Annotated in this window: 29 protein-coding genes; 13 read left to right on the top strand and 16 right to left on the bottom strand. The window is 71.6% G+C overall.

Features of this window, described 5'->3' with window-relative positions; translation table 11 throughout:
* Nucleotides 1–40 precede the first annotated feature (40 nt).
* From EOE66_RS11765 to EOE66_RS11755, 3 genes are read right to left on the bottom strand one after another with little or no spacing between them, the layout of a single operon-like run.
* The gene (locus tag EOE66_RS11765; protein WP_128228851.1) at nt 41–760 is read right to left on the bottom strand and encodes a DUF599 domain-containing protein; all 720 of its coding nucleotides are present in this window, start codon (nt 758–760) and stop codon (nt 41–43) included.
* A 55-nt stretch (nt 761–815) separates the two neighbouring features.
* Entirely contained in the window at nt 816–1,367 is a 552-nt protein-coding gene (locus EOE66_RS11760) for a flavodoxin family protein (protein WP_128228850.1), read from the bottom strand.
* A 38-nt stretch (nt 1,368–1,405) separates the two neighbouring features.
* Nucleotides 1,406–2,128, bottom strand: coding sequence for a pirin family protein (locus EOE66_RS11755; RefSeq protein ID WP_128228849.1), 723 nt, complete (start codon nt 2,126–2,128; stop codon nt 1,406–1,408).
* Nucleotides 2,129–2,249: 121 nt separating this feature from the next.
* Between EOE66_RS11755 and EOE66_RS11750 the strand changes: the two genes are divergently transcribed.
* From EOE66_RS11750 to EOE66_RS11735, 4 genes are all read left to right on the top strand, one after another.
* On the top strand, nt 2,250–3,236 hold the full coding sequence (locus tag EOE66_RS11750; protein ID WP_128228848.1) for a LysR substrate-binding domain-containing protein: 987 nt from the start codon (nt 2,250–2,252) through the stop codon (nt 3,234–3,236).
* Entirely contained in the window at nt 3,233–4,153 is a 921-nt protein-coding gene (gluQRS, locus tag EOE66_RS11745; RefSeq protein WP_205702689.1) for a tRNA glutamyl-Q(34) synthetase GluQRS, read from the top strand. The genes EOE66_RS11750 and gluQRS overlap by 4 nt, the downstream gene beginning before the upstream one ends.
* Before the next feature lie 168 nt (nt 4,154–4,321).
* Nucleotides 4,322–5,674 (top strand): PEP-CTERM sorting domain-containing protein, encoded by a 1,353-nt coding sequence (locus EOE66_RS11740; RefSeq protein ID WP_128228846.1) that lies wholly within the window; start codon nt 4,322–4,324, stop codon nt 5,672–5,674.
* Between the two features lie 52 nt (nt 5,675–5,726).
* Entirely contained in the window at nt 5,727–6,083 is a 357-nt protein-coding gene (locus EOE66_RS11735; protein ID WP_128228845.1) for an FKBP-type peptidyl-prolyl cis-trans isomerase, read from the top strand.
* A 61-nt stretch (nt 6,084–6,144) separates the two neighbouring features.
* Here the strand turns inward: EOE66_RS11735 and EOE66_RS11730 are convergent, their stop codons facing one another.
* The 4 genes from EOE66_RS11730 to EOE66_RS11715 form a co-directional block, all read right to left on the bottom strand.
* Nucleotides 6,145–7,542: a DEAD/DEAH box helicase gene (locus EOE66_RS11730; RefSeq protein ID WP_128228844.1), complete on the bottom strand. Its 1,398-nt coding sequence runs from the start codon at nt 7,540–7,542 to the stop codon at nt 6,145–6,147.
* 317 nt (nt 7,543–7,859) lie between these two features.
* On the bottom strand, nt 7,860–8,723 hold the full coding sequence (locus EOE66_RS11725) for a 3',5'-nucleoside bisphosphate phosphatase (RefSeq protein ID WP_128228843.1): 864 nt from the start codon (nt 8,721–8,723) through the stop codon (nt 7,860–7,862).
* Nucleotides 8,724–8,746: 23 nt separating this feature from the next.
* Complete coding sequence (locus EOE66_RS11720; protein WP_128228842.1) at nt 8,747–9,424, bottom strand: ABC transporter ATP-binding protein; 678 nt, start codon at nt 9,422–9,424, stop codon at nt 8,747–8,749.
* Complete coding sequence (locus tag EOE66_RS11715; protein ID WP_128228841.1) at nt 9,417–10,670, bottom strand: lipoprotein-releasing ABC transporter permease subunit; 1,254 nt, start codon at nt 10,668–10,670, stop codon at nt 9,417–9,419. The genes EOE66_RS11720 and EOE66_RS11715 overlap by 8 nt, the downstream gene beginning before the upstream one ends.
* 117 nt (nt 10,671–10,787) lie before the next feature.
* Between EOE66_RS11715 and EOE66_RS11710 the strand changes: the two genes are divergently transcribed.
* From EOE66_RS11710 to EOE66_RS11700, 3 genes are all read left to right on the top strand, one after another.
* Nucleotides 10,788–11,726: a hypothetical protein gene (locus EOE66_RS11710; RefSeq protein ID WP_128228840.1), complete on the top strand. Its 939-nt coding sequence runs from the start codon at nt 10,788–10,790 to the stop codon at nt 11,724–11,726.
* Nucleotides 11,723–13,516, top strand: coding sequence for a single-stranded-DNA-specific exonuclease RecJ (locus tag EOE66_RS11705; protein ID WP_245479006.1), 1,794 nt, complete (start codon nt 11,723–11,725; stop codon nt 13,514–13,516). Before EOE66_RS11710 ends, EOE66_RS11705 begins: the two co-directional genes overlap by 4 nt.
* 99 nt (nt 13,517–13,615) lie before the next feature.
* The gene (locus tag EOE66_RS11700; protein ID WP_128228839.1) at nt 13,616–14,416 is read left to right on the top strand and encodes a lysozyme; all 801 of its coding nucleotides are present in this window, start codon (nt 13,616–13,618) and stop codon (nt 14,414–14,416) included.
* A gap of 18 nt (nt 14,417–14,434) precedes the next feature.
* Here EOE66_RS11700 and msrA read toward each other — a convergent pair whose 3' ends face one another.
* The 4 genes from msrA to EOE66_RS11680 form a co-directional block, all read right to left on the bottom strand.
* Nucleotides 14,435–15,106 carry a peptide-methionine (S)-S-oxide reductase MsrA gene (gene msrA / locus EOE66_RS11695; protein WP_205702680.1) on the bottom strand — a complete coding sequence of 224 codons (672 nt, stop codon included), beginning with the start codon at nt 15,104–15,106 and terminating at the stop codon, nt 14,435–14,437.
* Entirely contained in the window at nt 15,103–15,618 is a 516-nt protein-coding gene (msrB, locus tag EOE66_RS11690; RefSeq protein WP_128228838.1) for a peptide-methionine (R)-S-oxide reductase MsrB, read from the bottom strand. The genes msrA and msrB overlap by 4 nt, the downstream gene beginning before the upstream one ends.
* 92 nt (nt 15,619–15,710) lie before the next feature.
* Nucleotides 15,711–16,829 (bottom strand): S1C family serine protease, encoded by a 1,119-nt coding sequence (locus EOE66_RS11685; RefSeq protein WP_128228837.1) that lies wholly within the window; start codon nt 16,827–16,829, stop codon nt 15,711–15,713.
* A 113-nt stretch (nt 16,830–16,942) separates the two neighbouring features.
* Nucleotides 16,943–17,497 (bottom strand): PaaI family thioesterase, encoded by a 555-nt coding sequence (locus EOE66_RS11680; protein ID WP_128228836.1) that lies wholly within the window; start codon nt 17,495–17,497, stop codon nt 16,943–16,945.
* Between the two features lie 53 nt (nt 17,498–17,550).
* Here EOE66_RS11680 and EOE66_RS11675 point away from each other — a divergent pair, with 53 nt between their 5' ends.
* Nucleotides 17,551–18,054, top strand: a complete 504-nt coding sequence (locus tag EOE66_RS11675) for a MarR family winged helix-turn-helix transcriptional regulator (RefSeq protein ID WP_128228835.1) — start codon at nt 17,551–17,553, stop codon at nt 18,052–18,054.
* Nucleotides 18,044–19,270: an MFS transporter gene (locus tag EOE66_RS11670; protein WP_128228834.1), complete on the top strand. Its 1,227-nt coding sequence runs from the start codon at nt 18,044–18,046 to the stop codon at nt 19,268–19,270. The genes EOE66_RS11675 and EOE66_RS11670 overlap by 11 nt, the downstream gene beginning before the upstream one ends.
* Here EOE66_RS11670 and EOE66_RS11665 read toward each other — a convergent pair.
* A complete protein-coding gene (locus EOE66_RS11665) occupies nt 19,255–19,752 on the bottom strand; it encodes a thioesterase family protein (protein ID WP_205702679.1) in 498 nt (165 codons plus the stop codon). The genes EOE66_RS11670 and EOE66_RS11665 overlap by 16 nt on opposite strands.
* A 101-nt stretch (nt 19,753–19,853) precedes the next feature.
* Between EOE66_RS11665 and EOE66_RS11660 the strand changes: the two genes are divergently transcribed.
* Genes EOE66_RS11660 through rlmB form a run of 4 tightly spaced genes read left to right on the top strand, consistent with a single transcriptional unit; the run spans nt 19,854 to nt 22,540 of the window.
* Nucleotides 19,854–20,270 carry an MbcA/ParS/Xre antitoxin family protein gene (locus tag EOE66_RS11660; protein ID WP_128228833.1) on the top strand — a complete coding sequence of 139 codons (417 nt, stop codon included), beginning with the start codon at nt 19,854–19,856 and terminating at the stop codon, nt 20,268–20,270.
* Nucleotides 20,267–20,962: an RES family NAD+ phosphorylase gene (locus EOE66_RS11655; protein WP_245479005.1), complete on the top strand. Its 696-nt coding sequence runs from the start codon at nt 20,267–20,269 to the stop codon at nt 20,960–20,962. Before EOE66_RS11660 ends, EOE66_RS11655 begins: the two co-directional genes overlap by 4 nt.
* Nucleotides 20,963–20,973: 11 nt before the next feature.
* A complete protein-coding gene (locus tag EOE66_RS11650; RefSeq protein WP_128228832.1) occupies nt 20,974–21,750 on the top strand; it encodes an acetyltransferase domain-containing protein in 777 nt (258 codons plus the stop codon).
* Nucleotides 21,751–21,796: 46 nt separating this feature from the next.
* Complete coding sequence (gene rlmB / locus EOE66_RS11645; RefSeq protein ID WP_128228831.1) at nt 21,797–22,540, top strand: 23S rRNA (guanosine(2251)-2'-O)-methyltransferase RlmB; 744 nt, start codon at nt 21,797–21,799, stop codon at nt 22,538–22,540.
* A 15-nt stretch (nt 22,541–22,555) separates the two neighbouring features.
* On the opposite strand, the gene EOE66_RS11640 is transcribed toward rlmB, so the two are convergent.
* From EOE66_RS11640 to EOE66_RS11625, 4 genes are read right to left on the bottom strand one after another with little or no spacing between them, the layout of a single operon-like run.
* Nucleotides 22,556–23,386 carry an alpha/beta hydrolase gene (locus EOE66_RS11640; protein ID WP_164885076.1) on the bottom strand — a complete coding sequence of 277 codons (831 nt, stop codon included), beginning with the start codon at nt 23,384–23,386 and terminating at the stop codon, nt 22,556–22,558.
* Nucleotides 23,383–23,961: a chromate transporter gene (locus EOE66_RS11635; RefSeq protein WP_128228830.1), complete on the bottom strand. Its 579-nt coding sequence runs from the start codon at nt 23,959–23,961 to the stop codon at nt 23,383–23,385. Before EOE66_RS11635 ends, EOE66_RS11640 begins: the two co-directional genes overlap by 4 nt.
* A complete protein-coding gene (locus EOE66_RS11630; RefSeq protein WP_128228829.1) occupies nt 23,958–24,554 on the bottom strand; it encodes a chromate transporter in 597 nt (198 codons plus the stop codon). Before EOE66_RS11630 ends, EOE66_RS11635 begins: the two co-directional genes overlap by 4 nt.
* Nucleotides 24,547–25,752 (bottom strand): MFS transporter, encoded by a 1,206-nt coding sequence (locus EOE66_RS11625; protein ID WP_245479004.1) that lies wholly within the window; start codon nt 25,750–25,752, stop codon nt 24,547–24,549. The genes EOE66_RS11630 and EOE66_RS11625 overlap by 8 nt, the downstream gene beginning before the upstream one ends.
* Nucleotides 25,753–25,762 lie beyond the last annotated feature (10 nt).

Here is a 25,762-nt window from a genome sequence, read left to right as displayed (position 1 = left end):
CCTCCTGTTCGGGTGCTTGTCGAATGCTCGGGGCAGGGCGTCAGGGGCCGGGCGTGTCGCTGCGCAACACGGCCAGCACATCGGAATGGAACTCGCGGCGGTAGAGGATGACCACCACCGCGGCGCTGCCCGCGATCATGGCCCAGGGCGAGAAGAACCAGGCCACTGCGGCGAAGCTGAAGTAGTAGGCGCGCAGGCCGTCGTTGAAGGTCTCGGCGGCCAGGCCCATCACCCGGCCGGCGCGCAGCGCGAAGGCTTCACGCTCTTCGTCGCTGTTGTAGCGGTCGTGCGGGGGGGCCGAGGCCACCAGCAGCGCGCCGAAGGTGTACTGGCGCAGGCTCCAGGTGAAGCGGAAGAAGGCGTGCACGAAGATGCCCAGCAGCAGCACCACCTTGAGGTCGAAGACCAGCAGCGTGGTGCGTGCGGCAAAGGGGATCTCGCGCACCAGCTCGCTGGCCTTGTCGGTGGCCGACAGCACGGCCAGCAGGCCGCCGATGATGAGGATGGTGGTGCTGGCGAAGAAGCTGGGGCTGGTGGAGAGGTTCTGCACCACCACGCCGTCGATCACCCGGTTCTCGCGCCAGGTGGTCTGCAGCATCCAGCGGGTGCGTTCGCGGTTGGTCAACGCCAGCAGCGAAGGCTGTGCCGTGGCCCGCACCCGTGCGAAGTGCGCGTAGCCCACCCAGGCGGCCGCCAACATCCCGAGCGCCACCCAGTCGGGCCAGGGCAGCACACGCCACAACGCAAGCAAGGTGTCCACGCGGGCGACTGTAGCGCCCGCGGCCGGCGGCCCCGCAGGGCCGCCCTGACCGGCCTCAGATGAGCTTGGCCGTGGCCGCTGCCACGCGCACGCCAAAGGCCTTGGCCGTGGCGATGTCGCCCGGCACCATCTCGTCGACCGAGGCGTCGGACGGCGTCGTCGTCATCAGGCCCGAACTGCTGGCCACGTAGTTGAGGTCGTTGCGCGTGGCGGCCTTGCTGTTGCTGGGCATCATGCCCGTGCCCACCCAGAACATGCCGTGCTGCTGGCTCAGCGTGAACAGGTAGTGCAGGGTGCTGAGCTTGTCGCCGTTCATGCTGGCGCTGTTGGTGAAGCCGGCGGCGAGCTTGTCCTTCCACTGGCCGGTGAACCAGGCCTTGCTGCTGGCATCGGCGAACTTCTTGAACTGCCAGCTCACGCTGCCCATGTAGGTGGGCGAGCCGAAGACGATGGTCTTGGCGGCCTGCAGCTGTTCCCAGCCGCCTTCGGGCAGGTTGCCTTCGGCGTCGATGGCCAACAGCGTGCCGCCGCTGCCTTCGGCCACGGCCTCGGCGACTTTCTTGGTGTGGCCGTAGCCGCTGTGGAAAACGATGACGATCTGGCTCATGGGGTGTCCTTCAGGGTTCGGGTTGGGTGAGGGGTTGTTCAGGGAGCGAGGTCGAAGACCAGCACTTCGGCGTCTTCGCCGCCTTCGAGCACGAGTTGCGTTTCCTGGTCGAGCCGGGCCGCATCGCCGGCCTTCAAGGCGCGGTCGTTGACACGCAGCGCGCCGCGCACCACGTGCACGTAGGTGATGCGGCGTGGGTTCAGCGCGAGTTCAGCGCGCTCTCCGCCCGTGAAGAGGCCGGCGTGGATGGCTGCGTCGGCGTGGAGGGTCACCGCGCCGTCGCGGCCGTCGCGCGCGGCCACGGTGACAAGGCGCCCGCGCTTGCTCTCGGCGCTGAAGTGCTTCTGCTCGTAGCCGGGCTCGATGCCCGTCTTCTCCGGCAGGATCCAGATCTGCAGGAAGTGCGTGGCGCTGTCCTGCGCATGGTTGAACTCGCTGTGGCGCACGCCCGTGCCGGCGCTCATGCGCTGCACGTCGCCGGGGCGGATGACGCCCGCGTTCGCGCCACCGGCCTCGCCATTGCCCATGCTGTCCTTGTGCGCGAGCGCGCCGTCGAGCACGTAGCTGACGATCTCCATGTCCCGGTGGCCGTGCGTGCCGAAGCCCGTGCCCGGGGCGATGCGGTCTTCGTTGATGACGCGCAGGTTGCCCACGCCCATGTGGCGCGGGTCGTAGTAGTCGGCGAAGCTGAAGCTGTGAAAACTCTTGAGCCAACCGTGGTCTGCATAACCGCGTTCGGCCGACTTGCGCAGGGTGATCATGGTCGGGGGTTCCTTCAGGGCTGCGGCAGATGCTGTCGATCCGCCATGCAACCAATGTAGAGAGGGCCCCTGCGCAGCGGGCTGTGTGGGCTTGTCGGCGCCGTTCAAATAAGATGAAGCCATGCCCGACCGCAGCAGCGCCCTCACACCCGACGCCCTGGCGATGATGGACGCCATCGCGCGCACCGGCAGCTTTGCCGCCGCCGCGCGCGAGCTGGGCAAGGTGCCCTCGGCCCTGACCTACAGCGTGCGCCAACTGGAAGAGGCGCTCGACGTGCTGCTCTTCGACCGCAGCTCGCGCCAGGCCCAGCTCACGGCCGCCGGCACCGAGCTGCTGGTGGAAGGCCGCCGCCTGCTGCAGGAGATGGACGCCGTGGCCAACCGCGTGCGCCGCGTGGCCAGCGGCTGGGAGACGCAGCTGTCCATCAGCGTGGAAGACATCCTCTCGGTGCCGACCCTGTTCGAGCTGGTGCAGGCCTTCTGCGACGTGCGCGAGCTGCGCGAAGGCAGCACCGAGCGCCAGGCCCCGGGCACGCGCATCCGGCTGCGCACCGACGTGCTCACCGGCACCTGGGAGGCGCTGGTCACGGGGCAGGTCGACCTGGCCATCGGGGTCTCGGCGGGACATGCCAACCCAGGTGGCATCGAGCTGCGCCTGCTGGGCGAGGTGCCCTTCGTCTTCTGCATGGCCCCGCATCACCCGCTTGCCAGCCGCGAGGGCCCGCTGGCCGATGCCGAGCTCGTGCACCACCGCGCCGTGGCCGTGGCCGACACCGCGCAGCGCCTGGCGCCGGCCACCGTCAACCTGCTGCCGGGGCAGGACGTGCTCACCGTGCCCAACATGCGCATGAAGGCCGAAGCCCTGCTGCGCTGCCTGGGCTGTGGCTTCATCCCCGAGCCGCTGGCGCGCCCGCACCTGGAGGCCGGCACGCTGGTGCAGAAGGAAACGGCGCGCGCGCCCACGGTGGCGCAGATGCACTACGCCTGGCGCGCCGAGCGCGGCGGCACCGCCGGCCTGGGCCGCGCCTTGCAGTGGTGGCTGCAGCAGCTGGAAAGCCCCACTACGCGGCGCGCGCTGCTGGAGCGCCACGCCGGCCCGTTGTGCTGAGGACAGGCGGCACAACCGGCGGCGCAACCGGCGGCGCGTGCGGCCGTTTCGCACCGTCGCCCACTGGGCCGCTGCACGCCGGCTCGCTGGTGGCCGCACTCGCCAGCTGGCTCGATGCCCGAGCGCACGGCGGCCGTTGGCTGGTGCGCATCGAAGACGTGGACACGCCACGTTGCGTACCGGGCGCCGCCGAGCACATCCTGCAGCAGCTGGCGCAGTGCGGGCTGGTGCCCGACGAAGCGCCGCTGTGGCAGTCCACCCGCGGTGCCGCCTACGCGCAGGCGCTGCAGCGCTTGCAGGACCGCGCTGCCGCCTATCCCTGCGCCTGCACGCGCAAGGACATCGATGCCTACTGGCTGGCCCAGGGCCTGCCGCACACGCCCGAGGCCGAGCGTGTCTACCCCGGCACCTGCCGCCCCGAGCGCGGGGGCCTGGGCGGCCGCCCGGCCCGCGCCTGGCGGCTGCGCGCCGAAGGCGTGGTGGCCTGGCAAGACCGCCGCCTGGGCGCGCAGCAGCAGGACGTGGCGCAGGCTGTGGGCGACTGCGTGCTGCGCCGCGCCGACGGCCTGTGGGCCTACCAGCTGGCCGTGGTCGTGGACGACGCGGCGCAGGGCGTGACGCACGTGGTGCGCGGCGAAGACCTGGCCGACAACACCGCGCGGCAGATCCTGCTGCAGCGCGCCCTGGGACTGCCCACGCCGGCCTACCTGCACACGCCGCTGGTGCTGGCGGGCGACGGCCGCAAGCTCAGCAAGCAGAACGGTGCCAAGCCCTTGGACCTGCACGACCCCGTGGCCGCATTGCAGTCTGCAGCGGCGGTGCTGGGCCTGCCTTTGGTGCAGGCGCCCACGCCGGCGCTGTGGCTCGCGCACGCCCTGCCGGCCTGGGCCCAGGCCTGGGGAAGCCCTCGGCTCTAGGCCTGATCCCGCCGCTGCCGGCGCCAGTGCTGCCCTTTCGGGCGGGCGGCGTCTGTTGAGGCAAGCCCGCATGCGGCGCAGGGCTTGGCGAGGAAGAATCCGCCCCACCCGGCGGGCCACCTGGCCTTGCGCCGCCAAGCACACAACAAAGCCCTGGAGACCTGCCGCATGAAGAAACTCCTCCCCGCCTTGGCCTTGCTGGCCGCCAGCCAGGCCACGTGGGCGCAGCCCACCACGGTGCTGTTCGTGGGCAACAGCTACACCTTCGCCCGGCTCGACCCGGTGCTGACCTACAACGCCGCCAACGTGCGCGACCTCACGCGGCCTCAAGGGCCGCTGCACGGCGGCATCGACCCGGCGCTGCCCTTCGCCGGTGGTGCGCCGTTCACCAACCTGACCGGCACCAATTCCTACCCGGTGGGCATCCTCAACCCGGCCACCGGGCGCGAGTTCAACTCCTTCTCGCCGCATTCGCAGACGGTGGGTTGGGGCGGAGTGCCGGGCATCTTCAAGCAGCTGACGGTGCAGGCGGGGCTGGACTACGACGTGGCGCTCACCACGCGCAACGCGGCTTCGCTGCGCGGGCATTTCCTCAACACCGCCAACAGCAACTGGGACCTGCGCGGCAACATCGGCAGCCAGCGCTGGGACAAGGTGGTGCTGCAGGAGCAGAGCGACGAGGCCCTGGGGCCGCGCACGGTCAACGGCGTGGCGCTGGCCTCGAACTTCCCCTCGGTGCAGGCCTATGTCGACCGCATCGAGGACTGGATCCACCAGGGCAACGCGCTGAGCTACACCGAGCAGGCGATGTTCACGGCCATCCACGGCAGCGTGGCCGCCTGCCAGGCGGCCGGTGGCGGATCTTTCTGCACGAACAACACCACGCGCAACATCCCGGCCAACACGAATGCCAACGCGGCCACCCAGGTCTACCTGCAGCAGACCTGGGCGCGGCCCAACCTGATCAACCCGCCGGGCACCTCGCCCTTCCCCGACCCCCGCACCGGCAACGCGATCTACACCAACGAACCGGCGCCCAGCTACTTCCCGACGCTGGAGGCCATGACCACCGAGATGACGGCCGCCATGGCCACGGTGGCGGCCTTTGCGGGCGCCGATGGCAGCGGCGGCATCACGGGCGTGGTGCCGGTGGGGCAGGCCTTTCTGACGGCTGTGCAGGCGGGCTTCGCCACGCGTGACATGTACGCGCCCGATGCCGCCACCGATGGCCTGATCGACCTGTGGTTCAACGACGGCACGCACGCCAGCGTGCACGGCTCCTACCTCAGCGCGCTGACGCTCTTCGGCTCGCTGACCGGGCAGGACCCGATGCAGTTCGGTGCGGACGAGATCGCCGCGGCCGAGCTGGGCATCGCCCCGGGCGATGCCGTGCTGCTGCAGATGGTGGCCAGCTACCAGCTCGGCTTCACCACCGCGGTGCCCGAGCCGGCCACGGCCTCGATGTGGGCCCTGGCCTTGCTGGCCCTGGGCTGGCGCGTGCGCCAGCGCCGGGCCGGCTGAAGCAGTCCAGGGCTGGCATCATCGCGGCCTTTGCAAACTCTGCGTGAACACCATGACCACCACCCCCAGCGGCCTGCAGATCGAAGACACCGTAGTCGGCAGCGGCGAAGAGGCCGTTGCCGGCCAGCGCGTGCGCGTGCACTACACCGGCTGGCTGTACGACCCGACGGCAGCCGACAACCGCGGCAAGAAGTTCGACAGCAGCAAGGACCGCGGCCAGCCCTTCATGTTCGGCCTGGGCCAGGGCCAGGTCATCCGGGGCTGGGACGAAGGCGTGCAGGGCATGAAGGTGGGCGGCACGCGCGTGCTGACGATCCCGGCCGACCTGGGGTACGGCGCGCGCGGCGCCGGCGGCGTGATTCCGCCGAACGCGACGCTCGTGTTCGAGGTCGACCTGCTGGGTGTTTGAAGCCTGGCGGCCATGAAAAAGGCGCCCCGCGGGGCGCCTTTGTTTTGGCCTTGGCCGACGTTCAGCGTGCCGGGCGGGGACCCGCTTTGCTGAAGGTTTTGCCAGCCGGCTTGAAAGGCTTGCCGGCCGGGCGCGGGCCGAAGCTCTTGCCGGCGGGCTTGCCACCCGGGCGCATCGGGCGGTCGAAGGGTTTGGGCGGCTCGGCGCGCTTGGGCTCCAGGCCTTCGATCACGGCCACCGGCATGCGCTGCGTGGTGTAGCGCTGGATGCGGTGGATCATGCCGCTGTCGCGGCGCTCGGCCAGCGTCACCGCCAGGCCCGAACGGCCGGCACGGCCGGTGCGGCCGATGCGGTGCACGTAGTCCTCTTCCTTCATCGGCAGGCCGTAGTTGATGACGTGGCTGATGGTCGGCACGTCGATGCCGCGTGCGGCCACGTCGGTGGCGACCAGCACACGCAGGTGCTTGCTGCGCAGGCCCTGCAGCACGCGGTTGCGGCGGCCTTGCGGCATGCCGCCGTGCAGGCTGGCCACGCTGTGGCCCATCTCGTGCAGGCGGTCGGCCAGCCAGTCGGCGTCACGCTGGGTGCTGGTGAAGACCACGGCCTGGTCGAGATCACGCTCGGTGAGGATGTGGTCGAGCAGGGCGTTCTTGTGCTCGAAATCGTCGGCCCAGTGCAGGCGCTGCTCGATGTCGGCGTGGCTCTCGGTCTGCGAGGTGGCCTCGATGCGCTGCGGGTCGCGCAGCAGGTCTTGCGCCAGGCGGCCGACGTTGCCGCTGAAGGTGGCGCTGTACATCACCGTCTGGCGCTGGGCCGGCGTGGCTTCGGTGATCAGGCGGATGTCGTCGATGAAGCCCATGTCCAGCATGCGGTCGGCTTCGTCGAGCACCAGCATCTCGATCTGGTCGAGGCGGCACTTGCCCGAACCGAGGTGGTCGATCAGGCGGCCGGGGGTGGCGATCAGGATGTCCAGCGGGCCGCGCAGTGCGGCCAGCTGCGCGCCGTAAGGCACGCCGCCGACGACAGTGGCCACACGCAGGCCGGGCACGTAGCGGCCATAGTCGCTGGCGGCCTTGGCCACCTGCAGCGCCAGTTCACGCGTGGGGGCCAGCACCAGCACGCGCGGGCCGCTGGGCTTGCCGCCCTGGAAGCCGGGGTTGCGGGCGCCGAAGCCGCGCGGGCCGCGGTCAGGGCGCTCGGCACGTTCCGGCGCGGCTTCCACCGGCGGGGCGGCCTTGCGCTCGGCGGCGGCCTTGTCGCGGGCGGCCAGCACGCGCATCAGCGCGGGCAGCATGAAGCTGGCGGTCTTGCCGCTGCCGGTGCGGCTGCTGACCATCAGGTCGCGGCAGGCCAGCGCGGGCGGAATGGCTTCGGCTTGCACCGAGGTGGGTTCGGTGTAACCGGCGGCGCTCAGGGCACGCACCAGCAGTTCGTTCAGGTTCAGGGCTTCGAAACTCATCATCTCTCTCGCAGAAAAACAGCGCGCGAAAACGCGCCGCCGCGGGCTTCCGTCAGGGAAGACCGCGCAGGTGAAGTCGCTGGAGGACCCCGGCTTGAAAGCCCACGAAGAGGGGCACCGGGAGGTCGTGCGACGGCATCGCCGCCGACCCGTGAGAAGCGCACCGCGGTGCTGACCTGGAAGTCAGCGCTTGAGTGGCAAGAGGCCGAAGGGGATGAACGATCTGGCCGCTTCGGAAGGCTCTTGAGGAACCAGCGTTTTCGGCGCAGCCTGCGATTCTATCCCGGATTCGGGTTTTTACGGAAGCCTTGTGTGCGTCAGCCCACGTTGCCGTGCACGCGTGCGGCCAGCGCCTGCCACACCGGCGTCAGGCGGCCGGGCAGGTCGGGCAGGGCGCCCAGGTCGGTGCGGCTCTCGGTGGGCGAGTGGAAATCGCTGCCGCGGCTGGCCAGCAGGCCGAACTCGATGGCCGTGTCGGCGTAGCGGATGTGCTCGGCCGCGCTGTGGCTGCCCGTCATCACCTCCACGCCGCGGCCGCCGTGGCCGATGAACTCGGTGAAGAGCGCGTACTCCTCGGTGGGCGTGAAGCGGTAGCGTCCGGGGTGCGCGATGACGGCGATGCCGCCTGCTTCGGTGATCCAGCCGACGGCGTCGCGCAGCGTGGCCCAGCGTGTGGGCACATAACCCGGGAGGCCCTCGGTGAGGTAGCGGCGGAAGACGCTGTGGGTGTCGGGGCAGTGGCCGGCTTCCACGAGGAAACGCGCGAAGTGCGTGCGCGAGATCAGGTCGGGGTTGCCCACGTAGCGCAGCGCGCCTTCGAAGGCGCCGTGGATGCCCACCTTGGCCAGCCCTGCGGCCATCTCGTGCGCGCGCTGCAGGCGCCCGCCGCGCGTGGCGGCCAGGCCGGCCTGCAGCGCTTCATCGTCGGCGTCGAAACCCAGGCCGACGATGTGCACGGTCTGGTGCAGGAAGCTCACCGAGATCTCCACGCCGGTGAGGTAGCCCATGCCGAGATCGAGCGCGGCTTCGCGCGCGCGCCGCTGGCCGCCGAGTTCGTCGTGGTCGGTCAAGGCCCAGAGCTCCACACCGCGCTCTTGCGCACGTTGCGCCAGATCTTCGGGGCTCAGCGTGCCGTCTGAAACGTTGGAATGGCTGTGGAGGTCGGCGTTGAGCAAGTGCACGCCGGCATTGTAGGAAGCCGGGCTCAGCGCGACAGGTTGAGGGTCTCCGCGCAGCGGGCGGCGAGCGTGGGGTCGTGCGTCACCACCACGAAGGCGGTGCCGTGCTCACGCGCCAGTTCCATCATCAGCTGAAAGACGCCGTCGGCGGTGCCGCGGTCGAGGTTGCCGGTGGGCTCGTCGGCCAGCACGCAGGCCGGCTGCGTGACCAGGGCCCGCGCGATGGCCACGCGCTGGCGTTCCCCGCCCGAGAGCTGCGAGGGGTGGTGCGCCGTGCGCGCCGCCAGGCCCACGCGCGCCAGCATGGCCTGCGCACGTTGACGCGCCTGCACCTGCGGCAGGCGGCGGATGCGCAGCGGCATGGCCACGTTGTCCAGCGCGCTGAACTCGGGCAGCAGGTGGTGGAACTGGTAGACGAAGCCCAGGTGCTGGTTGCGCCAGCGGCCTTGTTCGGCCGGGTTCATCTCGGCGAGATCGCGGCCCATCAGTTCGACGCGGCCTTCGGTGGGCGCGTCCAGCCCGCCCAGCAGGTGCAGCAGCGTGCTCTTGCCCGAGCCCGAGGCACCGACGATGGCCAGCGTCTGCCCGCGCCGCACCGTGAGGCTCACGCCGCGCAGCACGTGCACGTCGAGCGCGTCGTCGCCGTGTCCTTCGGTGTAGCGCTTGTGCAGGGCGGTGGCCTGCAACACGACATGCTCACTCATAACGCAGCGCCTCCGCCGGGTTCACGCGGCTCGCGCGCCAGCTCGGGTAGATGGTCGCCACGAAGGACAGCAACAGCGAGATCACCAGCACCGGCACGATGTCGGCGGCCATCGGTTCACTCGGCATGCGGCTGATGACGTAGATGCTGCCCGGCAGGAAGGCCATGCCCAAGGCCTGCTCGATGGCCGGCACGATGACGTCGACGTTGTAGGCCACCAGCAGCCCCAGCAGGCTGCCGCCCAAGGTGCCGATGACGCCGCTGGTTGCACCCTGCACCATGAACACGCCCATGATGCTGCCCGGGCTGGCGCCCAGGGTGCGCAGGATGGCGATGTCGGCGCGCTTGTCGGTCACCGTCATCACCAGCGTGCTCACCAGGTTGAAGGCCGCCACCGCGACGATGAGCGTGAGGATGATGAACATCAGCCGCTTCTCGATCTGCACGGCGTCGAACCAGTTGCGGTTGGTGCGTGTCCAGTCGCGCACCAGCACCTCGCCGCCCATGCGCAGCGCGATCTCACCGGCCACGGTGCGCGCGCTCTGCACGTCGGCCAGGCGCAGCTGCACGCCGCTGGGGCCGGCCAGCTGGAAGAGGCGCTGCGCGTCTTCGATGTGCAGCAGCGCCATGGCGCTGTCGTACTCGTAGTGGCCCGATTCGAAAGTGCCCACCAGCGTGACCTGCTTCAGGCGCGGCACCACGCCCGCGGGCGTGACCTGACCGCCAGGCGCCACCACGGTGACCTTGTCGCCGATGCGCGCCCGCAGCAGGCGCGCCATCTCGGCCCCCATCACAACGTTCCAGGCGCCGGGCTGCAGGCGTGCCAGCGTGGCGGCTTCGGTGCGGCCGATATCGGTGACCTGGCCTTCGACGCCGGGTTCTACGCCGCGGATCACCGCGCCACGCATCTCTTCGCCGCGGCCCACCAGGGCTTGTGTACTGACGTAGGGCGCCGCGCCGATGACGCGCTTGTCCTCGCGGGCCTTGTTCGCCACGGCTTGCCAGTCGGCCAGGCCGTTGCCGGCGATGTCCATCAGCTCGACGTGCGGAATGATGCTCAGCATGCGGTCGCGCACTTCCTTCTGGAAGCCGTTCATCACGCTCAGCACGATGATGAGCGCCGCGACGCCCAGGGCGATGCCAAGCATCGAGACGAAGCTGATGAAGCTGATGAAGCCGTTGCGGCGCCCGGCGCGGCCGGCGCGTGTGTAGCGCCAGCCGATCTGCCACTCAAAAGGAAGGTTCATGGCGCAGGGGGGTCATGGGGCGTGCATGCTAGCCGAGGGGTGGTCGCAGGCTCCGTGCTCACGCCCAAGGGCCGGATGCGCGCAAGGCCAGGGCAGGGCGGCCCGGATAATGCGGGCATGCACCTGTTGATCCCCTTCGCGGCGCCGCTGTCCGAGGCGGGCCGCCAGGCCGCGGCCACGCTGCCGCTGCCCCACCTGCAGGCGCTGCTGGGCCGCTGTGCCGAGGTGCAGCGCGACAGCGCCGATGCCTGGAATTTCTCGCCCCCGCACGAACGCGCCCTGGCCCTGGCCCTCGGCTGGCAGGGCGGTGCCGGCCTGCTGCCCTGGGCCGCGCGCGCGGCGCGGGCCGATGGCATCGACACCGCCGATCTCGCCTGGGGCCTGCTCACGCCCGCACACTGGCACCTGGGTACCGAGCAGGTCAGCCTGATCGACCCCGCAGGGCTGATGCTGGACGACAGCGCCTCGCGCGCCTTTTTCGAAGCGGTGAGCCCGCTCTTCACCAGCGAGGGCTACGCGCTGCACTACGGCCACGCCAGCCGCTGGTACCTGGCGCACGAGAGCCTGGCCGGCCTGCCCACCGCCTCCATCGACCGCGCGATCGGCCGCAACGTCGACGCCTGGCTGGGTGCCGCGCCCGAGGCCCGCCGCATGCGCCGCCTGCAGAGCGAGGTGCAGATGCTGCTGTACACGCACCCGCTGAACGACGAGCGCGCGGCGCGCGGCCTCTTGCCCGTCAACAGCTTCTGGCTCAGCGGCTGTGGCGTGGCCCAGCCCGAGGCGCCGAACCTGCCCACCGTCGACGAGCGGCTGCGCGGCCCGGCCCTGGCCGACAACTGGCCGGCCTGGTGCCAGGCCTGGGCGACGCTGGACGAGGGCCCCATCGCCGGCCTGCAGCGCCGCGCCGAACAGGGCGAACCCGTGGCCCTGACACTGTGTGGCGAAAACGCCTGGGTGCGGCTGGAGAACCACGGCGCGGCCGGCGGCGGCTGGTGGCCGCGCCTGCGCCGCCGCTTCAGCCCGCCCACGCCCCTCAGCGTGCTGGAGACGCTGTGACCGCGCCGACCGCATCACCCGCCCTGGTGCAACGCGAAGCGCCGCCGCGCGCGGCCTATGCGCTGGAACAGGCCGGCGTGCATCCGCTGCTGGCCCGCCTGCTGGCCGCGCGGGGTGTGCGCCAGCCTGAAGAGCTGGACGACAGCCTGGCCCGCCTGCTGCCGCCGGCCACGATGAAGGGCGCTGTGGAGGCCGGCCGCCTGCTGGCGCGGGCCATTGCCGAGCGCCGCCGCCTCTGCGTGGTGGCCGATTACGACTGCGACGGCGCCACCGCCTGCGCCGTGGCCTTGCGCGGCCTGGCGCTGCTGGGCGCGCAGCGCAGCGAACTGGCCTACGTGGTGCCCGACCGCGCCGTGCACGGCTACGGTCTCACGCCGGCCATCGTGGACTTGGCGCGCGCCCAGGCCTTCCGGAGCGGCGGCCTCGCCCCCGAAGTGCTGGTGACGGTGGACAACGGCATCGCCAGCCACGCCGGCGTGGCGCATGCGCGCGCCGCCGGCATGCAGGTGCTGGTGACCGACCACCACCTGCCGGCCGTCGTCGACGGCGTGGTCTCGCTGCCCGACGCCGACGTCATCGCCAACCCCAACCAGCCGGGCTGCGGCTTCGAGAGCAAGGCCATCGCCGGTGTCGGCGTGATGTTCTATGTGCTGCTGGCCACGCGCGCCGAGCAGCGTGCCCAGGGCGTTTATGAAGGCCGCGAGCAGCCGCGCCTGGACAGCCTTCTCGACCTGGTGGCCCTGGGCACCGTGGCCGACGTGGTGAAGCTCGACGCCAACAACCGCCGCCTGGTGGCGCAGGGCCTGAAGCGCATCCGCAGCGGGCGCATGCAGCCCGGCATCGCGGCTTTGTTCAAGGCCGCAGGCCGCGAGCCGGCCCGCGCGGCGGGGTTCGATTTCGGCTTCGCTCTGGGCCCGCGCATCAACGCGGCGGGCCGCTTGGCCGACATGACGCTGGGCATCGAATGCCTGTTGACCGATGACGCGGTGCGCGCCGCCGAACTGGCCCAGCAGCTCGACGCCATCAACCGCGAACGCCGCGAGGTGGAAAGCGGCATGCGCGAGCTGGCCGAACGCACGCTGGCCACCTTCGACACCGATGCCGCCGGCACCACCGCCACGCCGCCGGCCGTGACGCTGTTCGACGAGACCTTCCATGAAGGGGTGGTCGGCATCGTCGCCGGCCGCGTGAAGGACCGGCTGCACCGGCCGACCTTTGTGTTTGCGCGTGGCGCTGACGGGCGGCTGAAGGGCTCGGGCCGCAGCATCCCGGGCTTCCACCTGCGCGATGCGCTGGACCTGGTGGCCAAGCGCGAGCCCGGGCTGCTGCTGCGTTTCGGTGGCCACGCCATGGCCGCCGGGTGCACGCTGGCCGACGACGAACAAGACCCGAGCGATGCCGCCGTGCGCCGCTTCGGCGCCGCGCTGCAGCGTGTGGCCGAAGAGTGGCTGGACCGCGCCACGCTCACGCGCACGCTGCGCACCGACGGCCCTCTGGCCGTGGAGTGGTTCAACCCGCAGACCGTGGCCGTGCTCGACGCGCAGGTCTGGGGCCAGGGTTTCGAAGCGCCGCTCTTCTGTGACGAGGTGCAGGTGGTGCAGCAGCGCTTGCTCCAGGACAAGCACCTCAAGCTGCGCCTGCGCCACGCCGGGCAGGAGCGCGACGCCATCTGGTTCGGCCGCACCGAACTGCTGCCCGACAGCGCGCGCCTGGCCTTCCGCCTGAGCCTGGACGAATGGAACGGCCGCCAGCGCGTGCAGATGGTGGTGGAGGCGGCCGCCGGAGGCTGAACCTCTGCCGAGGCACGGCCCGCAGGTTGTGGGGATGGAAGCCGGCCGATGCACGCCGGATACTGGACCGGTCCTTTCATCGCCCAGCCGGAGAGCCCCATGCCCAGCGTCCAGCGTGCCCCCTTGCGTGACGTGCCTGCCCAGGCTGTCGATCTCATCAAGGCCTTCGAGGGCATCCCCGATGGCGACCCGAGCACCGTGCTCATCGACCCCTACCTCTGCCCGGCGGATGTGTGGACCATCGGCTGGGGCCACGCCATCACCGAAGGCGGCGTGCAGCTCAAGGGCAGCGCCAACCGCGCGCGGGCCAAGGCGTTGTACCCGGGCGGCATCACGCGCGCGCAGGCCGAGGCGCTGCTGGCCGGCGATCTGATTCCACGCGCTGCCGTCGTGTCGCGCTTGTGCAAGGTGCCGTTGAACGACGGCCAGTTCGGCGCGCTGATCGCGCTGCTCTACAACATCGGTGAAGGCAATCTCGCGGCGTCGACGCTGCTGCGCCGCCTGAACCAGGGCGACATCGCGGCGGCGGCCGAGCAGTTTCTGGTGTGGGACAAGGCGCGCGTGAAGGGCGTGCTGACCGCACTGCGCGGCCTCACGCGGCGCCGGCGTGCCGAGCGCGCGATGTTCCTCGGCGAAGACTGGCGCGCCGCGGGCGAGCTGGGCCTGGTGACGCGCGGCCGCGCGGAAAAGATGGAAGTGCTGCCGGTGCCCGAGGCGCCCGAAGGCGACCGGCCCAAGAAGGCCGCCGTCAAGAAGGCGCCCGCCAAGAAGGCGGTGGCCAAGAAGGCCGTGAAGCCCACGAAGGCGGCCGCCAAGAAGGCGCCTGCCAAAAAGACGCCTGCCAAGAAGGCGCCTGCCAGGAAAGCAGCTGCGAAGAAGCCCGCACCGGCCCGCCGCTGAAGCGGGCGGTCCGGCCCTTCAACGCTGCGCGCCCCAGAGCTCCTTCAGCCGGGCGTCTCGGCCGCAGCTGGCCCGGTAGTACCGGTAACGCACCGGGTTCTTCTTGTAGTAGTCCTGGTGGTAGTCCTCAGCCTCGTAGAAGGCGCCTGCGGGCTCGATGGTGGTGACGATGGGCGCGGCGAAGGGCTTGTCCTTCTGCAGCGCCTGCAGCGAGGCCTGCGCGGCGGCGGCCTGCGCCGCGTCGTGCGTGAAGATGGCCGTGCGGTAGGGGCTGCCCGCATCACAGAACTGGCGGTCTTTCGTCGTCGGGTCGATGCTGCGCCAGTAGACGACCAGCAGTTGCTCGTAGCGCACCTGGCGCGGGTCGAAGACGATGCGCACCACCTCGGCATGGCCTGTGCGCTGTGCCGCCACGTCTTCGTAGCGGGGCCGCGCCACCGTGCCACCGGTGTAGCCCGAGGTGGTGGACACCACGCCAGGCACCTTGTCGAAATCGGCCTCCACGCACCAGAAGCAGCCCCCGGCGAAGGTGGCCACCGCCAGGCCCGCAGGCACGGCCGGCTGGGCATCGGCGGCGGGCGGGGCCGGCTCCCGGCCCTGCGCGGCCACCCAGCTGGCCATGCCGCCCAGCAGCAGTGCGGCGGCGGCTGCGGCAGCCCAGGCCGCCCTCGGCCAGCGGTGCGCCTTCATGCCGCCTCCGGCACGAAACGCAGCGCCACGCCGTTGTTGCAATAGCGCAGGCCGCTGGGGCGCGGGCCGTCGCTGAAGACATGGCCCTGGTGCCCGCCGCAGCGCGCGCAGTGGTACTCGGTGCGCGGCAAGAGCAGCTTGTAGTCGGTGCGCATGCCCAGCGCCTGCGGCAGCGGGGTGTGGAAGCTCGGCCAGCCGGTGCCGCTTTCGTACTTCGCGCTGCTGCTGAAGAGCGGCAGCGCGCAGCCGGCGCACTGGTAGGTGCCGGCGCGCTTCTCCGCGTTCAGCGGGCTGCTGTGCGGGGGCTCGGTGCCCTCCTCGCGCAGCACGTCGAACTGCGCGGCGTTCAGGCGTTGGCGCCATTCGGCTGCGCTGAGTTGCACGCGGTCGCTGCGCGCAGGGGCCGCTGCAGGTGCCGCGGGCGCGGCCACGCTGGCGCTGCCCGCGGCCGTGGCCGCGCCAGCGCCCAGGCCCCAGGTGCGCAGCAGGTTCATCCAATGGCGGCGGGTCATGTCGGGTCCTTCAAGCAAACTGCGCGCGGCGGCGCCGGGCGTCAGGCCCATCAGTCGGGTCGGCCCGCGTTTTCTGTCAGAGCAGCGCTGGGTTACTCCGGTGCGGCCAGCACCAGGTTCTGCTTGCGCGTGCGGCCGTCGCGCCACACGGTCAGCGCCACGGTCTCGCCTGGCTGGCGACGCTCCAGCACGCTGAGCATGTCGTCCAGGTCTTTCACCGGCTCGTCGTTGATGGCAGTGATGACGTCGCCACCCACCACCTCGCCGCGGTTGCCGCGCCGGAAGGGCTGCAGCCCGGCCTTGGCTGCCGGCGAGCCGTTGCCCACCTGCACGATCACCACGCCCTGCGGCAGCTTCAGCGCGCGCTGCAGGTTGGGCGGCCCGGCCGAGACGCCGATGGCCGGCCGCACGAAACGCCCGTCGCGGATCAGCCGCGGCACGATGCGATTCACCTCGTCGGCCGGGATGGCGAAGCCGATGCCGGCGCTGGCGCCGCTGGGGCTGGCGATCTGCGTGTTCACGCCGATCAGGCGCCCGGCCGAATCGAGCAGCGGGCCGCCCGAGTTGCCGGGGTTGATGGCCGCGTCGGTCTGGATCACGCCGCGGATGCTGCGGTTGTTGAAGCTCTCGATCTCGCGGTTCAGCGCGCTGATGACGCCGATGGTGAGCGTCTGGTCCAGGCCGAACGGGTTGCCGATGGCGTAGACGCGCTGGCCCACGAGCAGCTCGCGGCTGCTGCCCATGGCGATGGGGGGCAGCTTCTCCTTCGGCGCGTCGATGCGCAGCACGGCGAGGTCGCGGTCCGGGAACTGGCCCACGAGCCTGGCGTCGTAGCTGCTCTGGTCGGCCAGCGTCACGCGGGCCGCGTTCGCGCCCTGGATGACGTGGTAGTTGGTGACGATGTGGCCCTCGCCGTCCCACACGAAGCCGGTGCCCGTGCCGCGCGGCACCTGCTGCACGTTCATGCTGAAGACGTCACGCTGCACGCCCAGGCTGGTGATGTGCACCACGCTGGGCGAGGTCTTCTTGAAGATCTCGATGTTGGACAGCTCGTCGGCGCCCAGCGGGCCGCGGGGCGTGACGGCGCGCGGTGCCACGTCGGCCTTGCTCTGCACCAGCGAGGGCACAGCCAGGAAGGCTGCAGCCGCGCCGGCCAGTGCAGCGGCGGCCAGGGCCAGGGGGCGGCTCTTCAGGAAGGCGGGCAGGGTCATGGTGCAGGCGGCACGGCGCGGGCAGCGGGCAAGGCCCGGATGCTGCCAGATGGGGTTGCCCCGCCGGGCTGCAAGGGGGCCAGCCGCCCGTGGGGCTGGAAAGCCGCCGGGCCTCAGGCCGGCTTCGGCAGGTCGAACACCAGGCAGGTGGTGGTGGCGTGCGCGTAGACCTTGCCGCTGGCGTCGACGATGCGCCCCTCGGCCGTGGCGAGCTGACGCCCGCAGTGGATCACCTGTCCGATGGCGCGCAGCGGTTCGCCGTCCGGCGTGGCGCCCCGCACCAGGTTCACGCTGAGCTCGGCCGTGGTGTAGGCGCGGCCCACCGGCATCATGGTGTGCACGGCGCAACCCACGGCACTGTCCAGCAGCGTGGCGTACCAGCCGCCGTGCACCGTGCCCATGGGGTTGAGGTGCGCCTGCGTCGGCGTGCCCTGGAACACGGCGCGGCCAGGCGCAATGTCGATGATCACGAAGTTCATCGTGCGGCCGATGCTGGCGTGCGGCAACTCGCCCTCCAGTGCCGCCTGCATCTGCTGCAGGCCCGTCAGGCCGGCCACCTGTTCGCGCCTGGCGACGCCCGGGCCGGGGCCGGCCGCCAGGCGGGCGCGCACCTGGGCTTCCTGGTCGCGCCAGGCGGCGGCGCTGTCGAGAGGGGAGTGGTAGCTCATGATCGAACATCAACAGTTGCAGATGCAATCATTGTAGATACAATTGATGGACCATGCCCAGCCTCCACCGCCACACCCACGCCGCGGCGCCGACCCTTGCCGAGGCTGCGCCGGCCCCCCGCGGCTGCACGAACCTCAAACTGCGCCGGCTCAGCCGCGCCGTTTCGCGCTGGTACGACGAGGACGTGCGCAGCCTCGGCCTCAAGGGTTCGCAGTACGCCTTGCTCTCGCATGTGGTCAAGCTCGGTCCGCTGCAGCCCGGCGCCCTGGCGCGGGCCCTGGGGCTCGACGCTTCCACCCTCACACGCAACCTGCGCCCCCTGATCGAAGCCGGCTGGGTGCTGCTGAATGCCGGCCCCGACGCACGCAGCCGCCTGGTGGTGGCCACGCCGGCCGGCGTCGCCCTGCGCGAGCAAGCGCAGCGGCGCTGGCGGCAATCGCAGGAACGCATCAACCAGACCCTGGGCCCGGCGCGCGTGGTGGCGCTGCACGCCCTGCTCGACGAATGCACGGCGCTGCTGCTGGCCGCCGACGAGGAGGACCCCGATGAACGCTGATCGCCGCTGGCAACCCGCCCTGGCGCTGGTGCTGCTGGCCGCGGCCGGCACCTTCGCGCTGACCATGGGCACGCGCCAGACCATGGGGCTCTTCCTAGGCAACCTCAACACCGCCACCGGCCTGGGCATTGCCAGCATCAGCCTGGCTTTCGCCTTCGGTCAGCTGTGGTGGGGCCTCACGCAGCCTTTTGCCGGCGCGCTGGCCGATCGTCACGGCGCCGCGCCCGTGCTGGTGGTGGGCTGCTGCCTGGTGGCGCTGGGCACCTTCCTCACGCCGCTGATGAGCACCACGGCGGGTCTGATCTTCGCCATCGGTGTGCTCAGCGCGGGCGGCGCCGGCATGGCCGGGCCCTCGGTGCTGATGGCGGCCACCACACGCCTGGTGCCGGCCGACAAGCGCGGCCTCGCCACCGGGGTGGTGAACGCGGGCGGCTCCTTCGGCCAGTTCGCGCTGGCGCCGGTGGCGGCGCTGCTCATCACCAGCGTGGGCTGGATGTCGGCCATGCAGCTGATGGGCCTGCTGGTGCTGCTCGCGCTGCCGGCCGCCTGGGTGCTGCGTGGCACCGCGGCGCCGGCGGGCTCGGCGCCCGTGGCGCCGCCGTTGCCGGTGAAGCAGGCCTTGCGGCAGGCGCTGGCCTTGCCGGGTTTCCGGCTGCTGGCCGCAGGCTTCTTCGTCTCCGGCTTCCATGTCGCCTTTCTTGCCACGCACCTGCCGGGCCTGGTGGCGCAGTGCGGGCTGTCCACGCAGGTGGCGGCGTGGTCTCTTGCATTGCTGGGGCTCTTCAACATCGTCGGCAGCCTGGCCATGGGCTGGGCCGTGGGCCGCTGGCGCATGAAGTCGCTGCTGGCGCTGGTGTACACGGTGCGTGGCGTGGCGGTGCTGCTCTTCCTGCTGGCGCCCAAGACGGCGCTGGTGATGCTGGTGTTCTCGGCCGTGATGGGCGTCACCTTCCTCAGCACCGTGCCGCCCACGGCCGGGCTGGTGGCCAAGTTCTTCGGGCCGGCCAACATGGCCATGCTCTTCGGCGTGGTGATGCTCACGCACCAGATCGGCGGCTTTCTCGGCGCCTGGCTGGGCGGGCAGGTGTTCGCCGCCACGCAGGCCTACGACCTGGTGCTGTGGGCCGATGCGGCGCTGGCCTTCGCCGCGGCCTTGATCCACCTGCCGATCCGTGAAGCGGCCCCGCGGCCGCGCGTGCTTCAGGCCACCACGTAGGCGGCGGCGCCGGTGGCGATGAGGGTGCCCTCGTCGTTGACCAGGCGCATCTGCGTGCTGCCGATGCGCCCGCCCAGGCGCGTGACCTCGGCCGTCGCCACGAAGTGCCGGCCCAGGCCCTGGCGCAGGAAGTCGACGCGCAGGTCGATGGTGCCCATCTTCGAGAAGCGCTGCATCACCTGCAGCATGTTGTCGTGAGGGTGGCGCTCGGCGATGCCCACCATCAGCGCCAGCCCGCCCATGGCATCCAGCATGGCCGAGATCACGCCGCCGTGCAGGCGGCCGTAGCTGTAGTGGCCCACGAGTTCGGGCCGCATGTCGAAGCGCGCGCGCACGTCGCCAGGTTGCACGCTCTCCACCTTCAGGCCCAGCACGGCGTTGAAGGCGATCTTGTGTTCGAAGAGTTCGACCAGCGCGGCGTCGAGCCGGGCCTGTTCGTCGGGGCTGCGCAGCGCTGGCGCGGAGGGGGTGGGCGTGCTCACCTTGTCATTGTGCAGGCGGCTTGCGTACCGGCTCGGGCCTGCGGTGGCTTGAAGTCTGGTTGTGGACTATCATGGCAAAAATGTCTGAGAAGGGATGCGCCATGAGTGCCGTGCTTGCCCCCCGCGCCGCGCCGGCGCCCAGTGCCGCGCAGATGTCCGCCGCCGGCCTGCGGGCCTTCGTGCGCATCGCCGAAGCCTGGGGTCTGAGTGTGGACGAACAACTCGTGCTGCTGGGGCAGCCCCCGCGCTCCACTTTCTTCGCCTGGCGCAAGCATCCCGAGAAGGCCGCGCTCCCGCGCGACACGCTCGAACGCCTGAGCAACCTGCTGGGCATCTACAAGAGCCTGCAGATCCTGCTGCCCGAGGCCGCCGCGGCAGACGCCTGGGTGCGCCAGCCCAACAGCGCGGCCCCCTTCGGCGGCGGCAGCGCGCTGCAGCGCATGCTGGCAGGCAATGTCAGCGATCTGAACGTCGTGCGCCGCTACCTCGACGGCGTGCGTGGCGGGGGCTGGGCTTGACCGTGGCCGTGGCCGCCGGCGCGCCCGTGCTGCGGCGCATCCAGTGGACGCAGGCCTGCCGCATCGTGCCCACGCGCTACCCGGCCATCACGCTCTTCGACCGCGTGGCCGATGCCGCCGACTTCGACGCCCTCTACGCGCTGGAAGCCCTGACCAACGAGCGCAGCCGCGACGAACTCGGCCACATCGCGCTGGTGCCGCCCGAGCAGCGGCTGTTCGGGCCGGGCAGCGGGCCCATCATGGCCGCCTTCACGCACGTCAACACCCAGGGCAGCCGCTTCTCGGCCGGGCACTGGGGCGTGTTCTACGCCGCGCGAGAGCGCGCCACCGCGGTGGCCGAAACGCGCCACCACCACGCGCGCTTCCTCAGCGCCACGCGGCAGGGGCCCATGCACCTGCCCATGCGCCTGTACCACGTGGCGCTCGACGCCCGCCTGCACGACCTGCGCCCGGCCGGCGCCGTGCCTGACGCGGTGTACGACCCCGACGACTACAGCGCCGCGCAGGCCCTGGGCGCGCGCCTGCGCTCGGCCGGTTCGCTGGGCGTGGCCTATCGCAGCGTGCGCCACCCGCGCGGGCAGTGCGCCGGCCTCTTCAGCCCCCGCGGCGCGCGCGCCTGCCTGCACGCGGCCTACCTGCTGTACGCGTGGAACGGCAGCGCCTTCACCGACGTCTACGAGAAGACCGAGTGAAGCGAAACATCATGCCGAACCTGCCCGACGCGCCCGAGCGCTTCGACCGCCTGGACGCGCTGCGCGGCCTGGCCATCGTGTGGATGGCCGTCTTCCACTTGTGCTTCGACCTCAACCACTTCGGCCTCTGGGAGCCGCGCCAGTTCTTCACCCGCGACCCCTTCTGGACCACGCAGCGCACCGCCATCGTCAGCCTCTTCCTGCTGTGCGCGGGGCTGGGCCAGGCAGTGGCCCTGCACGGCGCGCCGCGCGGCTGGCAGTTCGGGGCGCTGTTTGGCGCCCGTTTCTGGCGCCGCTGGGCCCAGGTGGCCGGCTGTGCGCTGCTGGTGAGTGCAGGCTCGGCGCTGATGTTCCCGAGCAGCTGGATCAGCTTCGGCGTGCTGCACGGCGTGGCGGTGATGCTCCTGCTGCTGCGGCTGCTGGCGCCGCTGTCGGCCGTCTCGCCGGCGGCGCTGTGGGGGCTGGGTGCGCTGGCGCTGGCCTTGCCCCACTTGGTGCAGCACCCGTTCTTCGAGACCCGCTGGACGAACTGGGTCGGCCTGGTCACGCGCAAGCCCTTCACCGAAGACTACGTGCCCGTGCTGCCCTGGCTGGGCGTGATGCTGTGGGGCCTGGCCGCCGGCCAGTGGCTGATGCAGCACCGCCGCGGCGTGCTGGCCGGCACCGTGCCGGCCGTGCTGCGCCCGCTGGCGGTGCTGGGGCGCTGGTCACTGAGCTTCTACATGCTGCACCAGCCGGTGTTCATCGGCGCGCTGAGCGCCTGGGTCGCGCTGCGGGGCCAGGGCTAACATCGGCGCCGCCCGGCCGGGCACATCACTTTCTCCAGGGCCCCCCGTGAGCAGCAAAGTCCTCTTCGGTTTCCATGCCGTCACCGTGCGGCTGAAGACCGCACCGCAGTCCATCACCGAGATTCACGTCGACGCCAGCCGGCGCGACGGCCGCATGCGGCAGTTCGTGGAGCGCGCGCGCGATGCCGGCATGAAGCTGGTGGAGAGCGACGACGCCGCGCTCACCGCACTGGCCGGCGGCACGCGCCACCAGGGCGTGGTGGCGCGCGTGAACGCGCTGCCGGCGCGCCACTCGCTGGATGAAGTGCTGGAAGAAGTGCAGGGCCCGCCGCTGGTGCTGGTGCTCGACGGCGTGACCGACCCGCACAACCTCGGCGCCTGCCTGCGCGTGGCCGATGGGGCCGGTGCCCACGCCGTGGTGGCGCCCAAAGACCACGCCGTAGGCCTGAACGCCACCGTGGCCAAGGTGGCCAGCGGCGCCGCCGAGACCGTGCCCTACCTGATGGTGACCAACCTGGCGCGCACGCTGAACGAGCTGAAGGAGCGCGACATCCGCGTCATCGGCACCAGCGACGATGCCGAGCAGACGCTGTACGACCTCGACCTCACCGGCCCCGTGGCCCTGGTGCTGGGCGCCGAGGGCGACGGTCTGCGCCAGCTCACGCGCAAGACCTGCGACGAGCTCGTGCGCATCCCCATGGCCGGGGCGGTGGAGAGCCTCAACGTCAGCGTGGCCGCGGGCGTGTGCCTGTACGAGGCGCTGCGCCAGCGCAGCCAACGGCCCGGCTGAGTTAAGCGCTGCCCGTCAGCGAGACAGGGCCGCCGCCAGCGCATCCAGGTAGCGCTGGTGCTGGTGGATGTCGCCGTGCCCGGCCTCGGGCACCAGCAGCAGCTCGGCGCGCGGCTGCACGGTCTGCAGGCGTTGCGCGTGATCGGGCGGAATGAGCGTGTCACGCCCGCCGTGCGCCATCCACACGCGGCCTTGCACGCGCGGCAGCGCGAGGTCGGTGCGCAGCGGGTAGCGCAGCGCCGAACCGGGCACCCAGGGGTACTTCTCGGTCGCCAGCGCCGCCATGCTGAAGTAGGGCGAGACCAGCACCGTCAGCTCGGGTTGCAGTTCGGCGGCCAGCTGCGCAGCGAGGCCCGTGCCCAGCGAGCGGCCGTAGAACACGCGCTGCCGGCCGGCGTACATCGGGGCGATCTGCGCCCAAGCCGCGCGCACGTCGGCCATCAGCTGCGCTTCGCTTTCGATGCGGCCGCTGCTCTTGCCGAAGCCGCGGTAGTCCAGCATGAAGAGATCGAGGTTCTGCGCGCGGTAGAAGCCGGTGTTGACGAACCAGGTGTCGAGGTTGCCGGCGTTGCCGTGCAGGAAGAAGACCACGCCGCGCGGCTGCGGCAGGCGCAGGTGCAGCGCGTGCAGGCGGGCGCCGGGCACGTCCACCCACACCTCGTGCGCGTCGGCCGGCACCTCGAAGCGGTGTTCCGCCGGCAGCGGGCGCGGGTGGAAGAGCAGGGCCTCCTGGCGCCACCACAGCAGCGCCACCAGCAAGGCCCAGAGCCCTGACACGGCCGCTGCGGCCAGCGCGGCACGGCGCCCCCAGCGCCGCGCGGCCGAAGGGCTGGCGGCGGTGCTCACACCCACCCCAGGGCGCCGCACAGCGCACCTGCGCCGATGGGCCACAGCGGGCTGCGCTTCGTGCCCAGCATCCAGGCCACCGTGGCGGCCAGCAGCAGGCCGGCGGGCAGGCTGAGGCCCACCGGCTGCAGCAGCACCGCGGCCGTGGCCAGCAGCAGACCCAGCGTCAGCGGCGCCATGCCGGTGGTGAAGGCCTGCAGCGCCGGCGATTGCGCGTGCCGCGCCGACCAGCGCGTCGCCGACAGCGCCAGCACCGTGCTGGGCAGCAGCGTGCCCGTCAGCGTGGCCAGCACGCCGGCCAGGCCCGCCACCTGGAAACCCAGCACCGCCACGAAGAGCACGTTGGGCCCGGGCGCGGCCTGTGCCAGCGCCACGCCGGCGGTGAACTGCGTGTCGTTGAGCCAGCCCTGCTCGTGCACCAGGTAGCGCTGCATGTCGGGCGCGGTGGTCAGCGCGCCGCCCACGGCCAGCAAGGAGAGCATGAGGAAGTGCGTGAAGAGCCCCAGCAGCTCCCAGGCTGACAGGGGCGCGGTCCCCACCAGCCAGTCCTGCAACAACGGCGGCAGGCCGCTCATGCGCGGCCCTGCGTGGCCGCACGCCGCGCCAGCTGGTAGGCCCGGCCCACGGCCAGCCCGCCCAGGCCCAGCACCACCGCCACCAGCGGCCAGCGCAGCCCTGCGATGGCGCCCACCGTGGCCAGCACCAAGGCCCCGCACAGCGGCAGGCCCAGGGCGTTGCCGCGCAAGGTCTTGGCCAGGCGCCACACCGTGGCGAGGATCAGCCCCGCCGCCACGATGCCCATGCCGCGCAGCGCCCCCTGCAGCGCCGGCCAGTGCGCCGCCTGCTGCGCCAGCACGGCCAGCACCAGCACCACGGCCAGCGGCGCGGCCAGGATGCCGGCCAGCGCCGCGGCGGCGCCGCGCGCGCCGAAGTGGCGGTCGCCGATCATCAGCGCCAGGTTCACGATGTTCGGGCCGGGCAGCACTTGCGCCAGGCTGAGCAGCGCCATGAAGTCTTCGCGGCTCAGCCAGCGCAGCCTCTCCACCAGTTCGCGCTGCGCCACCGGCAGCACGCCGCCGAAGCCCTGCAGCGCCAGGCGGGTGCAGGCCCAGAACAGCGCGCGCGGCGAGGCCGGCGCGTTCAGCGCTGCAGGCGGGGCCTCAGACATGGCCGCCCTGCGCCCGCAGCCGCCGTGCCACCCACACGCTCAGCACCAAGGCCACCACCAGCCAGGCCAGCCCGGCCCACGGCAGCGGGCCGAAGCCCTGCGTGGCCAGCAGCGCGCCACCGCCGGCCGCACCGATGGCCTGCCCGCCGTAGATGGCCGAGGTGTTCAGCGCCAGCGTGGCCGGCGCGTAGGCCGCCGAGGCCTGCGACAGCCGCGCCTGCTGCGCCGAGTTGCAGGAGAAGCAGCCCAGGGCCCACGGCACCAGCACCGCGCCCATGCCCAGCACACCGCCGAAGAGCCCGCCCAGCAGCAGCGCGCCGCCGGTCGGCCCCGTCAGCGGCCAGGCCGCCAGCGAGACCAGCATCAGCACCAGCGCGATGTGCACGCAGCGCGCCGCACCCAGGCGGTCTATCCAGCGGCTGAGCAGCACGTTGCCCAGCAGCCCGAAGGCGCCGAACCAGAAGAAGAGCAGGCTCACCTGCGTGGCGTTGGCGCCGAGCACCTGCCGGTAGTAGGGTGCGAAGTAACTGAACAGAGTGAACTGCCCGGCGGCGCTCAGCAGCGTGACGCCCACCATGCCCATCAGCAGCGGGTGCGTGAGCACGCGGCCCCAGCTGGCCCAGTTCAGCGTGGGGGGCTTCACGCCTTCGGGCACGGTGCGCCACACGCCCCAGGCCGCCGCCATCGACAGCAGCGCCACCATCGCAAAAGCCCAGCGCCAGCCTGCGGCTTCGCCGATGTAGCTGTGCATGGGCATGCCCAGCACCGAGCTGAGACTCCAGCCGAGAAACACCGTGGTGATGGCGCGCCCGCGCTGCTCGGGCGGGGCCAGCACATTGATGGCGGCGGCGGCCTGCGGCGTGAAGACCGCGGCGCCCAGCACGGCCAGCGCGCGCACCGGCAACAGCGCGGCGTAATTCGGCATCAGCGCCGAGAGGGCGTTGCCCGCAGCAAACCACAGCAGCGCGGCCGTCAGCAGCCAGCGGCGGTCGAAACGCGCCAGCACCGCCACCAGCAGCGGCGCGCCCAGGCCCATGGCCACGGCGCCGGCGGTGATGAGTTGCCCGGCCACCGCGGCCGAGACCTGCAGCGAGGCCGAGAGGTCGTTCAGCGAGCCGGCCACCACCATCACGCCACAGCCGATGGCGAAGTTGCCGGCCATCAGGGCCCGGCTGGCCGAGACCCAGGGCGCTGTCACCGGAGCGCAG

The sequence above is a fragment of the Rubrivivax rivuli genome (assembly GCF_004016505.1).
Taxonomy (GTDB): Bacteria; Pseudomonadota; Gammaproteobacteria; order Burkholderiales; family Burkholderiaceae_C; genus Rubrivivax; species Rubrivivax rivuli.
This window is presented reverse-complemented; position numbering and strand designations above follow the sequence as displayed.